This window comes from Pandoraea pnomenusa (genome assembly GCF_000767615.3).
GTDB classification, from domain to species: Bacteria; Pseudomonadota; Gammaproteobacteria; order Burkholderiales; family Burkholderiaceae; genus Pandoraea; species Pandoraea pnomenusa.
Genome location: NZ_CP009553.3, coordinates 67,774 through 82,390 on the forward strand (window position 1 = coordinate 67,774; position 14,617 = coordinate 82,390).

A 14,617-nucleotide genomic window follows, 5' to 3' on the forward strand; every position below is an offset into this window, starting at 1 on the left:
CACATGAGAGGCCGCATTGTCCCAACCTGATCGCCGCAGCCGGGGGGCTGACCAGGCGATTCTTTCGAGCGTAAATCCATGACGGGTGAATTCGAACACCGCAACCTATCGCTGGTATTGCTACAGACACGTGAAGCGGTGATGGGGCTGTTCCGGCCTCTGCTCAATTGTTACGACATCACGGAACAACAATGGCGTGTCATCCGGGCCGTCAACGATAGCGAATCCGGGGAAATGGAGATCGGGCAGGTCGCGCGCGAATGCTGCATCCTCAGTCCCAGCCTCTCGGGCATGCTCGAGCGCATGGAGGCATCGGGCCTCATCATGCGACGTCGCGTTGCCGCGGATCAGCGCCGGGTCATGGTGTCGCTCACGCCGTCGAGCCGTGCGCTTTGCAAGAAGCTCGGCCCGCTGGTCGAAGAGCGCTATCGCTATCTGGAAGACAAGGTCGGGCGCGACACGCTTGCCGACATCTACCGGTTGCTCGACGTGGTGCGTGAAGCGCTTCCGCCGGAAGTCCTGGCCGAAGCGCCGTCGCTGCCGGCCAAGGCGCGCCGCCGCAAGAAGCCGGCGGCCTGAGGGGCGCGGGGACATTGAAAAGGGGGACTACGCCAGAAGGAGGGACAAACGGCGGCCGGGCGGGGCGCCAGGACACAAATGTCGCCGCCTCAGTAGTCACCCGGGTTTTACCAATGCATAACCGTTTATACAATTCATAATTCGTTGCTTTGCCGCACGGGGACGTTGCGCGGGTGACGAAGTGAAGGGGAACGGGGCGGCAGCGCGCCGCGCCGTGCATCACACCGGCTGTCTCGCCAGCCGGTTCAAGAAGTACTCAAACGAAGTGAGAGGAGCATGGATCTTTCGATTGCAGCCATCCTGGCGCAGGACGGCATCACCACGGGTGCGATTTATGCCTTGTTGGCATTGGCGCTAGTGTTGGTGTTCTCCGTCACCCGCGTCATCTTCATTCCGCAGGGCGAGTTCGTGTCGTATGGCGCGCTCACGCTGGCGGCACTGCAAACCCAGAAGTTTCCGCTCACGAGCTGGTTGCTCGTGGCGATGGGCGTATGCACGTTCATCGTGGAGACAGCGAGCGTGTTGCGTCACAGCGAGCGCCGCAAGCTGGCCGGGCGGCTGGTGCCGGTGTTCGCGGGCAAATACCTGGTGTTTCCGATCGCTGTGTTCTTCGTCGTCCAGGCGCTGGCACCGATGACGCTGCCGATGCTCGTGCAGATCGCCATCACGCTGTTGCTGGTCGTGCCGATGGGCCCGATGCTCTATCGCCTGGCGTATCAGCCCCTGGCCGAAGCCAGCACGTTGTTGCTGCTGATCGTCTCGGTCGGCGTGCACTTCGCGCTCACGGGCCTGGGCCTGGTGATGTTCGGGGCGGAGGGCTCGCGCACGCAGGCGTTCTCCGACGCGAGCTTCAACATCGGTTCGGTGATGGTGTCGGGGCAGAGCCTGTGGGTGGTGGGCGTGTCGGTGGTGATGATCCTGGCGCTGTACTTCTACTTCGACCGTTCGCTCTCGGGCAAGGCCCTGCGTGCGACGGCGGTCAACCGTCTTGGCGCGCGGCTGGTGGGTATCGGCACGGTGCAGGCGGGGCGTCTGGCGTTCACGCTGGCCGCGGTGCTGGGCGTGCTGTGCGGCATTCTGATCGCGCCGATCACGACCATCTATTACGAGTCGGGCTTCCTGATCGGCCTGAAGGGCTTCGTGGGGGCGATCATCGGCGGTCTGGTGAGTTACCCGGTCGCGGCGCTGGGCGCCATTCTGGTGGGCCTGCTGGAGTCGTACTCGTCGTTCTGGGCGAGTGCGTACAAGGAGGTCATCGTCTTCACGCTGATCCTTCCGGTGCTGCTGTGGCTGTCGCTCACGAGCAAGCACGTGGAAGAAGACGAGGAATAAGCCGGGGCGGACCACAGAATGAAAAACAAATACTTCCTGATTTTCCTGGTGGTGCTGGCAGCGTTGCCGGTACTGCCGGCTCCCGTGCGTTTGCCCGAATACTGGGTGACGCTGCTCAACTACATTGGCCTGTACAGCATCGTGGCGATCGGGCTGGTGCTGCTCACGGGCGTGGCCGGCATGACCTCGTTCGGGCAGGCCGCGTTCGTGGGGCTCGGGGCGTACGCCACGGCCTACCTGACGACCGCGTACGGGGCGTCGCCGTGGCTTGGCCTGATCGTGGGGATCGTGATCACCGCGGCTGCCGCGCTCGTCATCGGCGCCATCACCATGCGACTGTCCGGGCACTTCCTGCCGCTGGGCACGATCGCGTGGGGCCTGTCGCTGTACTACCTGTTCGGCAACCTCGAGTTTCTAGGCAAATACGACGGCCTGAACGACATTCCGACCATCAGCCTGTTCGGCGTCGAGCTGGCGAGCGGTCGCCAGATGTTCTATCTGATCTGGGTGGTGGTCGTGCTCGCGGTCGTGTCGGTCAAGAACCTGCTCGATTCGCGCTCCGGGCGAGCCATTCGCGCGCTCAAGGGCGGCGGGGTGATGGCCGAGGCCATGGGGGTGAACACCGCGTGGATGAAGGTCGTGGTGTTCGTCTACGCGGCCGTGCTCGCGGCGATCTCCGGCTGGTTGTACGCGCACCTGCAGCGCGCCGTGAACCCCACGCCCTTCAACCTGAACCACGGCATCGAGTACCTGTTCATGGCCGTCGTCGGTGGCGTCTCGCACGTGTGGGGCGCGGTGCTGGGCGCGGCGATCCTGACGGTGCTCAAGGACTACCTGCAGAACATCCTGCCGGTGCTGCTGGGGGCCAACGGCAACTTCGAGACCATCGTCTTCGGCATCCTGCTCGTGTTGCTGCTGCAATACGCGCGCGATGGCGTGTGGCCGTTCTTCGGCAAGATCTTCCCGGCGCGACGCGTGGCGAAGGCGCCGGAACAGGCCGAGCCGCTGGGCCACCGCGCCAAGCCGGCGGTGGGCGAAGTGGTGCTCAAGCTCGAGAAGGCGCGCAAGGAATTCGGTGGACTCGTCGCGGTGAACGACGTGTCGTTCGAGGTCAAGGCGGGCGAGATCGTGGGCCTGATCGGCCCGAACGGTGCGGGCAAGTCCACGACCTTCAACCTGGTCACTGGCGTGCTGCAAGCCACGCGAGGCGAGATCTCGTTCCTTGGCGAGCGCATCGATCGTCTGCCCTCGCGCGAGATCGTCAAGCGGGGGATCGGCCGTACGTTCCAGCACGTGCGGCTGATGCCGCAGATGAGCGTGCTCGAGAACGTGGCCATCGGCGCGTACCTGCGCGACGGGAACGGCCTGCGTCGCCGCCCGCAGGGTGGGGTGTGGTCGAGCGTGCTGCGACTCGATCGCCGTGAAGAGGCCATGCTGCTGCATGAGGCGAAGCAACAGATCGAGCGGGTGGGTCTGGGCGCGCACATGTACGACGAGGCGGGCAGTCTGGCGCTGGGCCAGCAGCGCATTCTGGAGATCGCGCGTGCGCTGGCGTGCGACCCGACGCTGCTGCTGCTCGACGAGCCGGCCGCGGGGTTGCGCTACAAAGAAAAGCAGGCGCTGGGCGACCTGCTCAGGAAGCTCAAGGACGAGGGGATGAGCGTGCTGCTGGTGGAGCACGACATGGACTTCGTGATGAACCTGACCGATCACCTGGTGGTGATGGAATTCGGCACCAAGATTGCCGAGGGTCTGCCGGAAGACGTGCAGAAGAACCCGGCGGTGCTCGAGGCGTACCTTGGAGGAGTGGAGTGATGGCAGACGCGATTCTTGAGGTCAAGGACCTCGCCGTCGCATACGGCAAAGTCGAGGCGGTGCACGGGGCGCATCTGCGCGTGCAGGCGGGGCAGATCGTCACCGTGATCGGTCCGAATGGCGCGGGCAAGTCGTCGATGCTCAACGCCATCATGGGCGCGCTGCCGCACAACGGGTCGAGCAAGGGCAGCGTGATGTATCTCGGGCACGAGATGTCGGCGCTGACGATCGAAGCGCGCGTATCGCGCGGCATGTGTCTGGTGCCGGAGAAGCGCGAACTGTTCTCGACGATGACCGTCGAGGACAACCTGCTGCTGGGCGCATATCGACGCAAGAAGGCGGGGGAGAAGCACTTCCTCGACCAGATGGAAGTGGTTTATGAGCTGTTCCCGCGCCTGAAGGAGCGTCGTGTGCAGCAGGCCGGGACGCTGTCTGGCGGGGAGCGCCAGATGTTGGCGGTGGGCCGGGCACTGATGGCCAAGCCGCAGCTGCTCATGCTGGACGAGCCGAGCCTGGGCCTCGCGCCGCTGATCGTGAAAGAAATCTTCCACATCATCAGCGACCTGCGCAAGACCGGCGTGGCAACCCTGCTCATCGAACAGAACGCCCGTGCCGCATTGCAGGTGGCGGACTACGGGTACGTGATCGAGACCGGTGAGCTGGCCCTGGAAGGTCCGGCGCAAGAGCTTGCGAGCAATCCCAAGGTCATTGAAACGTATCTGGGGCTGGCCAAGAAGGCGGCCTGAGTTTCGCTCCCAGTCGGTTTCCTGCTGCATCGACATCGAAAGAGCCCGCCAGTTGGCGGGCTTTTTCATTTTCGAAATTTGGGGGATTTCTCTTTCCGTTGGGTTATCCGTCCCTAATTATTCCCAATGTGCTCAGGCCGTTGTCCCAACTCGCCTCGAACGCAGTTATTCACAGTTGCTTGTGGATAGTTGTGGGTAACCAAAATCTATGGCGCACCGCCGCAATAAGGGGTTGCGCGATTTTTCGAAAAATCCCCGACAAATCGTGATTGAGGTTATCCACAGAAAAGCAGATTCTAGAACGTCGAGCCAACTGCCGAAAAATGTATGTGGATAACGTGGCTGATTCCCTTCACCACCGTCAGCGCTTTCGATTTTGTTGCTTGTGTTTCGGTTTAGGGTTTTGCGCGAAATTTGCGGGTTGGTTTCTGTGTTCTGTTAAAACCCCATCCCATTCGATCGGGTGGCGTGCTCCCCATCTTCCGGGCAGTGGGGATTGGCGGTACCCCGACTGCGCTCCACCTCAAAGTCGCTCCGTCGGGGCACCACCAATCCCCACCCATCCCATTCCCGAAACCCATTCGCGTCGTCTCGATCTTCTCTGCCCGTAAAGCTTCAAGATGCGTCAGTGGCCCAACCGTGCTCGCATACCCTCGAACCTCAGACAGGACGTCACGGATGACCCTGCGCAGATATCGCCAGGTATAGGGTGGGGGCACGTGGCAATATCGAGCGGTGGCGGAGCCCCCAAGGTTCGCCCGAACAATGTTTCACGTGAAACAGGAATTGGTTTCATCACGGGGATTGTCGATAGTAGGGCGTTGGATGGGCGAAGCTTGCCGGTGCCCTGGCGGAGCGACTTTAAGGTGGAGCGCAGTCGGGGTGCCGGTGAGCTTCGCAGCCCGGAGGCGGGGGAGGGCGTCGTGGTGGTTGGCGGGATGGGTGGGGAAGCGGGCGTGCCTGTGAGTGATCATCATCGTTGGCGACGTTCCACGTGAAACAGTCGCCAGTTATCACAACGGGGGTTGTCGGGGCATTGGATTGGCGAAGCTTGCCGGTGCCCTGACGGAGCGACTTTGAGGTGGAGCGCAGCCGGGGTGCCGGTGAGCTTCGCAGCCCGGAGGCGGGTGAGGGCGTCGAGGTGGTTGGCGGGATGGGTGAGGCAGCGGGCGCGCCTGTGGGCGATCCTCATCGTCGGCGACGTTCCACGTGGAACAGTCTGCAGCTATCACAACGGGGGGTTGTCGGGCATTCGATTGGCGAAGCTTGCCGGTACCCTGACGGAGCGACTTTGAGGTGGAGCGCAGTCGGGGTGCCGGTGAGCTTCGCGGCCCGGAGGTGGGTGAGGGTGACGCCTTCGTTGAAGGAGGTGGTGTCAACGGAAAGGCCGAATCACAGCAACCAAGCACCAGAAGTCAGCATCACCAAAGACATGCCGCCTTCTGGCAGCACCTCAGGATGGCCCCAAATGTGGGGCCACTCCCGGACATCCGTCTCCAAAAGCGTCGCTTTCCGCGCACGTTTCACGTGAAACATCGCCGCGGTTACAAATGACGCACCGCAATACCGCTATAATTCCGCAATTACCGAATCCAGAGAGTTTGCCGCACGCGGCAAAATTGCGATGCTTTATCCGACCGAGTTCGATGTGATCGTGGTGGGTGGCGGCCATGCCGGCACCGAGGCCGCGCTCGCCTCGGCCCGTATGGGCTGTAAAACACTTCTGCTCACCCACAACATCGAGACGCTCGGCCAGATGAGCTGCAATCCCTCCATTGGGGGGATCGGCAAAGGCCATCTTGTCAAAGAAGTCGATGCGCTCGGTGGTGCCATGGCCGCTGCGACCGACGAGGGCGGTATCCAATTCCGCATCCTCAACTCGTCCAAAGGTCCCGCCGTGCGTGCGACGCGCGCCCAGGCCGACCGTATCCTGTACAAGCAGGCCATCCGCCACCGGCTCGAAAATCAGCCCAACCTTTGGCTTTTTCAGCAGGCGGTCGAAGATCTCATCGTCGAGGGAGAGCGCGTCGTCGGTGCCATCACCCAAGTGGGATTGCGCTTCCGCGCCCGTGCCGTGGTGCTCACCGCGGGGACATTCCTCGATGGGAAAATCCACGTCGGCCTCAACAACTATGTCGGCGGACGTGCTGGAGATCCCGCCGCCGTCAGCCTTTCCGCCCGGCTCAAAGAGTTGAAGTTGCCGCAAGGTCGGTTGAAAACCGGTACACCACCGCGCATCGATGGCCGCTCCATCGACTTCTCCGTGCTCGAAGCACAGCCCGGTGATCTCGATCCTGTACCCGTATTCTCGTTCCTGGGGCGCCCCGAGCAACATCCGCAGCAAGTCCCCTGCTGGGTAACCCACACCAACGAACGTACCCACGACATCATTCGTGCCGGTCTCGACCGCTCGCCCATGTACACCGGCGTCATCGAAGGGGTGGGGCCGCGCTATTGTCCGTCGATCGAAGACAAGATTCATCGCTTCGCCGACAAGACATCGCACCAGATCTATCTCGAGCCCGAAGGCCTCACCACCAACGAGTTCTATCCGAACGGTATTTCCACCAGCCTGCCTTTCGACGTCCAACTCGAGCTCGTGCGCTCCATGAAAGGCATGGAGAACGCCTATATTCTCCGTCCGGGTTACGCCATCGAGTACGACTACTTCGATCCACGGGGCCTGCGCAGCTCGCTCGAAACCCGCGTTATCTCGGGGCTCTTCTTCGCGGGTCAGATCAACGGGACGACCGGTTACGAAGAAGCCGCCGCCCAGGGGCTGCTCGCCGGCATCAACGCCGCACTGCAAGTCCAGGGCCGCGAGGCATGGTGCCCGCGTCGCGATCAAGCCTATCTCGGCGTGCTTGTCGACGATCTGATCACCCGGGGCGTGTCAGAACCGTATCGCATGTTCACCAGCCGCGCCGAATACCGTCTGTCCTTGCGCGAAGACAATGCCGACATGCGGCTGACCGAGATCGGCCGCGAACTCGGCGTCGTGGATGATATGCGCTGGGAGGCGTTCTGTCGCAAGCGTGACGCTGTTTCACGTGAAACAGAACGTCTCAAAACCACGTGGGTGAATCCGAAGACGTTCCCGGCGGAAGACGCCGAGCCACTGCTGGGCAAAGCCATCGATCATGAATACTCGCTTGCCGACCTGCTGCGCCGCCCCGAAGTAGGGTACGACGCACTGATGGCCGTGCAGGGTGGGCGACTGGCGCCCGACGGTGCACTGTCCGACGATCCGCTGCAGGCGAACCAAATCCGGGAGCAGATCGAAATTGCCGTGAAGTACCAAGGCTATATCGATCGCCAGGCCGACGAAATCGTGCGTAAAGAAGCCAACGAGAATACCGTGCTTCCCGCAAACATCGATTACAACGACGTCCGGGGATTGTCCATCGAGGTCCGCCAGAAACTCAATGCGCAGCGTCCCGAGACGCTCGGGCAAGCCTCGCGCATCTCCGGCGTAACCCCGGCCGCCATCTCACTGCTGATGATTCATCTGAAGAAGGGGCTCGGGCGCCGTCGTGCGCAGGAGCACCCCGCGACCGATCTCGCCGCCGCAGCCGCCAATGGCGGGCAGCACGCTGTCTGACGCGGAGCGCCCATGACGTCTTCTCGACATTCCGCCGGTCACGGCGGTCATGAGCTGGCTACGCTCCTCGCCGACGGCATTGCGCAGCTTGGCCTGGCGATCAGCGACGAGCAACAAGCGCGTCTGCTCGACTACCAGGCACTGCTGGCAAAGTGGAACGCTTCGCTGCAGATGACCTCGATTCGTGATCCGCAGCAGATGGTTGTCAAGCATTTGCTCGATTCGCTTTCCATTTTGCCGCGTCTCGATCGCGAGCCGATTTCACGCGTGCTCGACGTCGGCTCAGGCGGTGGCTTGCCCGGCGTCGTGCTCGCCATCGTGCGACCTGACTGGCAGGTAACGGTCAACGACATCGTTCACAAGAAGACAGCCTTCCTCACCCAGGCGCGTGCAACGTTCAAGCTGACCAACCTGACGGTGGTGACCGGCCGCGTCGAATCGCTCGTCGTCGGCAAGGAAGTCCCCGCACCCTTCGATGCGATCGTGTCGCGCGCCTTCGCCGAATTGCGCGATTTCGTCACGCTCGCGCGCCATCTGCTCGCCCCCGATGGTAGCCTCTGGGCCATGAAGGGCGTGGCGGCGGAAGATGAACTGGCGCTGCCCGACGGCTGCGAACTGGTCGAGCGTTTGCCGCTGAACGTCCCGTTTCTCGACGCCGAGCGTCATTTGCTCCGCGTAAAGGTAACCGCATGAACAAGATGACCCGCTGGGCCGGGGCCGTCATGGTCGGGTTTTCGGTCGTGGCTGCCGTTGCCTGGGCGCAGTCCGGGCAGGAATCGCTCACGACCCGCGTACGTCCCGTGCAGAAGATCGAAAAAGCGCGATATGTCGGCACGTGGTACGAAATAGCACGCTACCCGAATTTCTTCGAGCGAAAATGTGTGTCGGACGTGACCGCCGAATACGTGGCGCGACCCGACGGCAAGATCGAAGTCACCAACAAGTGCCGCAAGGACGACGGTACGTGGGTCAGCGATACCGGACTTGCCCGCACCGACGGGCAGGGCACCGGCACGGCACGTTTCAAGGTGACGTTCGCACCGGACTGGCTACGCTGGATTCCCTGGCTTTGGGCGAACTACTGGGTTATCGTGCTCGACGGTGACTATCAGTATGCCGCCGTCGGGGAGCCGGGCCGGGAGTATCTCTGGATCCTTTCGCGCACCCCGACGATCGACGACGACACCATGAATCAGATGCGAGCGCAACTGCGAAAGCAGGGCTACGACACCGACAAGCTGGTGATGACGCCCCAAAAGGCGAGCGCGCCCTGAGCCCCACGCGCCGGTGCATCCGACGCCGGCCAGTTCAGGCAATATCTGAGCTTTGCTCAGATATTCGAATTGCCGGGGAATGCCTTGTTGCATTCGGCATCCCCGTTCGCATCACCGGCTTCATCCCGGCATCATCAGCACCAACCGCATCAACCAGGCAGCATTCGGAGGACTACATCGGCATGGCGAAAATTTTCTGCGTGGCCAATCAGAAGGGCGGCGTCGGCAAGACGACCACCACGGTGAACCTCGCTGCCGGACTGGCGTCGCACGGGCAGCGTGTCCTGTTGGTCGACCTCGATCCGCAGGGAAATGCGACGATGGGCAGCGGCATCGACAAGGCTGCGCTCGAGACGAGCGTATATGAGGTGCTGGTCGACGGCGCCGATGTGGCCGCCGCATGTCAGCGCTCGGAGTCGGGCAACTACGACGTATTGCCGGCGAACCGCGAACTGGCTGGCGCGGACGTGGAGCTGGTCTCGCTCGAGAATCGCGATACCCGCCTCAAACAGGCGCTCGCCAAGGTCGATGACGCCTACGATTTCGTGCTCATCGACTGTCCGCCGACGCTGTCGCTGCTCACACTCAACGGCTTGTGCGCCGCGCACGGTGTGATCATTCCGATGCAGTGCGAATATTTCGCGCTTGAAGGGCTTTCGGATCTCGTCAATACGATCAAGCAGGTGCACGCGAATCTGAATCGCGACCTGAAGGTGATCGGTCTGCTGCGCGTGATGTTCGATCCGCGGATCACCTTGCAGCAGCAAGTCTCGGAGCAGCTCAAGGAGCACTTCGGCGACAAGGTTTTCAACGCGATCATTCCGCGCAACGTGCGATTGGCGGAGGCGCCGAGCTACGGCATGCCGGGCGTGGTTTTCGACCCCGCGTCGCGCGGTGCGAAGGCGTATCTCCAATTCGGCGCGGAAATGATCGCGCGCATTCAAACTATGTAAGGCGCATTCGCGCAGGAACGCATTGTCATGGCGACCAAGACCAACGCACTGAAAAAGAAGGGCCTGGGCCGCGGCCTCGAAGCGCTGCTCGGCGCACACGCCGATAATCACAATGGGGCCGCGCAGGCGAGCGCCGACGGCGTGCCGTCGGTGATGGCGCTCGAGCGCCTTCAGGCCGGCAAGTACCAACCGCGTACGCGAATGGACGAAGGCGCATTGCAGGAGCTCGCCGCAAGCATCCGCGCCCAGGGGCTGATGCAACCGATTCTGGTGCGTCGTGTCGATGATGAGAAGTACGAAATAATTGCGGGCGAGCGACGTTTTCGTGCCGCGCGAATTGCCGGTCTCTCGGAAGTGCCGGTGCTGGTGCGCGACGTTGCCGATGAAGCGGCCGCCGCCATGGCGCTCATCGAGAATATTCAGCGCGAAGATCTGAATCCGCTCGAAGAAGCGCAGGGCATCCAACGCCTGCTCGGCGAATTCAATTACACGCACGAACAGGCCGCCGAGTCGCTTGGGCGTTCGCGCAGCGCGGTGTCGAATCTGTTGCGCCTGCTCAATCTCGCCCAGCCCGTGCAGACGATGCTGCTCGCGGGCGATCTCGATATGGGACATGCACGTGCATTGCTCGCCGTCGATGCCGCTACGCAGATCACGCTCGCGAATCAGGTCGTGAACAAGCGTTTGTCGGTGCGCGATACCGAGCGCATCGTGAATGCGTCGCTCAAGCCGCAGGGCGATGGCATTCGCAGGCGGTCGGCGGAGGAGGGGGGGCGCGACGTCACCCGTCTCGAGGAAGAGCTTTCGGACCTGCTTGCCTCGAGCGTGAAGATCAAGGTCGGGCGCAAGGGCGCGGGGCAGCTCACCATCGAATTTGGCAGCCTCGACGCCCTCGATGGCATTCTTGCGCGTATTCGCGCCGAGTAAGTTCGATCTACTGAATTTTCTGTCGTGAGCAAATCCATGGGCGATCCGGCCGGCAAGGACGAGGCGGCGCCTCGCGTGCCGCCAGCCGCAACGGCCGCGCCGCCGGCGGCGCATGGGACCGTCGGCGCACGTGTGGCGCGCGCGCTTCGTGTGACGTTCGAACGTGTGCGCGGCGACCCCGTTCTGCTCGTTTTGCTCGTCGCGTTCGTCGTCCTGCAACTGATGAGACCGGTGAGTGCCGCGACATTGCTCGCTCGAATCGACCGGCACACGATCCTTACGCTCGCGGGGTTGTTGATGCTCACTCGCGCCATCGATCAGAGCGGATTTCTCGACTGGCTCGCGCAGCGCCTGCTGCGTGCGTTTCGCACGGAGCGGCGCCTTGCCTTGCTGATGGTGACGTTCGCCGCCGCACTCTCGACGCTGCTGACCAACGACGTCGCACTCTTCGCCGTCGTTCCCCTGGCACAGTCGCTCGCGCGAATCGCGCCTGTGCGTATCGAGCGGCTGATCATTTTTCTCGCGCTCGCGGTGAATGCGGGATCGAGTCTTACGCCGCTTGGCAATCCTCAGAATCTGTTCCTTTGGCAGCAAAGCGGCATGGGCTTCGGGGCGTACGTGGTCATGATGGCGCCGATCACGCTCGCGCTGATGGGGATGCTGCTGGCGCTCTGCGCGTTCGCGTTCGACTCGCGCGCCCTGCGTTTCCAGCGTCGAGGGCCGGCGCACGACGTGCGCTGGCCGCTGCTCTGGATTGCCCTCGTGCTGTTCGCGGGCTTTGTGGCGCTCGCCGATCACGGTTACGCCGGCTGGGCCTGCGCCGCGGTGACCGTGGTACTTCTGGCGACGCGCCGCAACGCGGTGTTGGGCATCGACTGGTTGCTGCTCGCGATCTTCGTGCTGATGTTCGTGGTGCTGCGAGGACTGGCTGGGCTTCCCGAAATCCGGCAGGCGCTTGGGCACGTCGATTTCAACGGAAGTGCGGCGGCCTATGTCGGCGCGGCCGTGTTGTCGCAGTTCATCAGTAACGTGCCCGCCGCCATCCTGCTCGCGGAGTACAGCCACAACTGGCCCGCGCTCGCCCACGGCGTCGCCGTCGGTGGGTTCGGACTCGCGGTCGGCTCGCTCGCCAATCTGATCGCGTTGCGCATGGCGAAATCGAAGGCGATCTGGTGGCACTTTCACGTGCTTGCCGTCCCGTTTTACGTGGTGGCACTCGGCGTCGGGTGGCTTGCCCTGAAATGGGTCTGATCGCGCATGGAATGTCCCCCAGTTGGCCCGATCATGCGGCGTTTGCGCGCAATGCCGCGCTGCACCATGAGGAAAAACGCGGTCCTTGAGAGTTGGCGCCAAATCGAAGCATGCACTGCACAATTTCGGCGAATTTGTTGCGCGTTTCGATTGACTGGGGTTCGTAATGTCCCGTAAAATCTCGCGGATTTATCTGCTTGAAGAGCCCATTCGTTTTGCACGAGTCGGGCGGGGAGGCTACGAGATGACCGACGAACAACGGTCGAACTTGGAACCGAAACCGCAAGCGCCGGCACGTGCAACATCAGAGGCTTGGGACGACGAGCAGGAGCAAGAAACCATCGTTCCGCTCACGCGTGCGCAGGCCGAGCGCCTGTTCGGTCCCGATGTGGGGCGCGCGTCACGTGTGACTCCATTCAGGGTGGTGGGAGCCCAGGTACTGCTGTCGCTGGTTGCGACACTCGCCTGGTGGATGCTCTCGGCATCGCCACGAGACGCGGCGGTGTCCGCATGGCTGGGCGGAATGATCGGTTGGATACCGGGCGCATTGTTTGCGTTGCGGTTAAGGATGTCAGGTGATCGCCTCTCCGTCGGTTCGCTGGTGATGGGAGAAGCGATCAAGGTAGCAACGACGATCGCGTTGTTGGTGGCTGTAGCGTTCGGTTACCCGGGAATTCACTGGGTAGCGTTCCTCGTCACCTTTGTGCTGACGCTGAAGGCTTATTGGCTGGCGATGGCACTGAAGTAGCGGTGAGAACCGCTCACGCGTCGACACGCTACGTGTGCGGATTTTCATAATTGGGTGTTTGATCGCTATGTCAGTAGAAGCCGGCCACGCTCCGAACCCGTCGGAGTACATTTCGCACCACCTGCAGAACCTCGCGAGCTCGCATCAGACTAGCATCGTCGATTTTTCGATCATCAACTGGGACACGATGTTCTGGTCGATCGCCATGGGCGTCCTCGGCTGCTTCCTGCTGTGGTTGGCTGCCCGCAAGGCAACGTCGGGCGTGCCCGGCCGTTTCCAGGCCGCGGTCGAAATGCTCGTCGAAATGGTGGAAGACCAGTCGAAGAGCATCGTGCACGGCAATCGTGCCTTCATCGCACCGCTCGCGCTGACCGTGTTCGTCTGGGTCGCGCTCATGAACTCGCTCGATTTGCTGCCGGTCGACCTGCCGTCGAAGATCATCAGCTGGGTGGGTCTCGACTCCATCATCACGCATCACCGCATCGTGCCGACGGCCGACCTCAACGGCACGCTCGGCATCTCTGTCGGCGTGCTGATCCTGATGCTGTTCTACAGCTTCAAGATCAAGGGCGCGGGCGGCTTCATGCACGAGCTGTTCACCGCACCGTTCGGCAACCACTTCCTGCTGTGGATCCCGAACCTGCTGCTCAACATCATCGAATTCTGTGCCAAGACCGTGTCGCTCGGTATGCGACTGTTCGGCAATATGTACGCCGGCGAACTGGTGTTCCTGCTGATCGCCCTGCTGGGCGGTATCTGGAGCTTTGGCGCAGATGCGTCGGTGCTGGGTTTTGTCGGCCACGTCATTGCCGGCACCGCATGGGCGATTTTCCACATCCTGATCGTGTTGCTCCAGGCGTTCATCATGATGATGCTCACGCTGGTGTATATCGGCCAGGCGCACGACCATCACTGATCGGTTGTTGCGGTAGTCACGTGTTTCCCGGTTTTTCGGTTTTTCATATTTAAAGTTTCAAGTCTCTAACCAAAAGGAGTAATCATGCAAGCTTTCATCGCCAACATCCAGGGTCTGACCGCCATCGGTATCGGCATCATCATCGGTCTGGGTGCTATTGGCGCCTGTCTGGGTATCGCGCTGATGGGCGGCAAGTACATCGAAGCGTGCGCCCGTCAGCCCGAGCTGATGAACCCGCTGCAAACGAAGATGTTCCTGCTGGCCGGCCTGATCGACGCGGCATTCCTGATCGGCGTGGGTGTTGCCATGCTGTTCGCGTTCGCGAACCCGCTGCTGTCGAAGCTCGCTTAAGTTTCTTTCGGCCGGTCGCGCAATGATCCGCGCGGCCCACTGGACATGAACGGCGCGCCCAAGCCAGCTGGCACATTGGGGCGCGCTGTTTTGCCAATCGACTCGCATCACCGAAAGGAAACAC

Annotated in this window: 13 protein-coding genes; all 13 read left to right on the plus strand. The window is 62.2% G+C overall.

All coding sequences use genetic code 11. The features are described from left to right. The first annotated feature begins 78 nt into the window (after positions 1-78). The 13 genes from hpaR (at position 79) to atpE (ending at position 14,493) form a co-directional block, all read left to right on the plus strand. Positions 79-579 carry a homoprotocatechuate degradation operon regulator HpaR gene (gene hpaR / locus LV28_RS24360; RefSeq protein ID WP_023598321.1) on the plus strand — a complete coding sequence of 167 codons (501 nt, stop codon included), beginning with the start codon at positions 79-81 and terminating at the stop codon, positions 577-579. A gap of 276 nt (positions 580-855) precedes the next feature. Continuing rightward, entirely contained in the window at positions 856-1,911 is a 1,056-nt protein-coding gene (locus LV28_RS24365) for a branched-chain amino acid ABC transporter permease (protein WP_023598322.1), read from the plus strand. Positions 1,912-1,929: 18 nt separating this feature from the next. Continuing rightward, the gene (locus LV28_RS24370) at positions 1,930-3,726 is read left to right on the plus strand and encodes a branched-chain amino acid ABC transporter ATP-binding protein/permease (protein WP_023594867.1); all 1,797 of its coding nucleotides are present in this window, start codon (positions 1,930-1,932) and stop codon (positions 3,724-3,726) included. Continuing rightward, entirely contained in the window at positions 3,726-4,472 is a 747-nt protein-coding gene (locus tag LV28_RS24375) for an ABC transporter ATP-binding protein (protein WP_038619295.1), read from the plus strand. Before LV28_RS24370 ends, LV28_RS24375 begins: the two co-directional genes overlap by 1 nt. A gap of 1,624 nt (positions 4,473-6,096) precedes the next feature. Beyond that, the gene (mnmG, locus tag LV28_RS24380; protein WP_038619292.1) at positions 6,097-8,073 is read left to right on the plus strand and encodes a tRNA uridine-5-carboxymethylaminomethyl(34) synthesis enzyme MnmG; all 1,977 of its coding nucleotides are present in this window, start codon (positions 6,097-6,099) and stop codon (positions 8,071-8,073) included. A gap of 12 nt (positions 8,074-8,085) precedes the next feature. Further along, positions 8,086-8,766 carry a 16S rRNA (guanine(527)-N(7))-methyltransferase RsmG gene (rsmG, locus tag LV28_RS24385; protein WP_023598325.1) on the plus strand — a complete coding sequence of 227 codons (681 nt, stop codon included), beginning with the start codon at positions 8,086-8,088 and terminating at the stop codon, positions 8,764-8,766. Then, complete coding sequence (locus tag LV28_RS24390; protein ID WP_023598326.1) at positions 8,763-9,347, plus strand: lipocalin family protein; 585 nt, start codon at positions 8,763-8,765, stop codon at positions 9,345-9,347. Before rsmG ends, LV28_RS24390 begins: the two co-directional genes overlap by 4 nt. A gap of 182 nt (positions 9,348-9,529) precedes the next feature. Then, complete coding sequence (locus LV28_RS24395) at positions 9,530-10,300, plus strand: ParA family protein (protein ID WP_023598327.1); 771 nt, start codon at positions 9,530-9,532, stop codon at positions 10,298-10,300. 27 nt (positions 10,301-10,327) lie between these two features. Further along, the gene (locus tag LV28_RS24400; RefSeq protein ID WP_023598328.1) at positions 10,328-11,227 is read left to right on the plus strand and encodes a ParB/RepB/Spo0J family partition protein; all 900 of its coding nucleotides are present in this window, start codon (positions 10,328-10,330) and stop codon (positions 11,225-11,227) included. Positions 11,228-11,251: 24 nt separating this feature from the next. After that, positions 11,252-12,478: an SLC13 family permease gene (locus LV28_RS24405; protein WP_255315198.1), complete on the plus strand. Its 1,227-nt coding sequence runs from the start codon at positions 11,252-11,254 to the stop codon at positions 12,476-12,478. A 244-nt stretch (positions 12,479-12,722) separates the two neighbouring features. Beyond that, positions 12,723-13,226: an ATP synthase subunit I gene (locus tag LV28_RS24410; RefSeq protein WP_023598330.1), complete on the plus strand. Its 504-nt coding sequence runs from the start codon at positions 12,723-12,725 to the stop codon at positions 13,224-13,226. A gap of 67 nt (positions 13,227-13,293) precedes the next feature. Next, the gene (gene atpB / locus LV28_RS24415) at positions 13,294-14,142 is read left to right on the plus strand and encodes a F0F1 ATP synthase subunit A (protein ID WP_023598331.1); all 849 of its coding nucleotides are present in this window, start codon (positions 13,294-13,296) and stop codon (positions 14,140-14,142) included. Between the two features lie 84 nt (positions 14,143-14,226). Then, complete coding sequence (gene atpE, locus LV28_RS24420) at positions 14,227-14,493, plus strand: F0F1 ATP synthase subunit C (protein WP_010807762.1); 267 nt, start codon at positions 14,227-14,229, stop codon at positions 14,491-14,493. Positions 14,494-14,617: the final 124 nt, after the last annotated feature.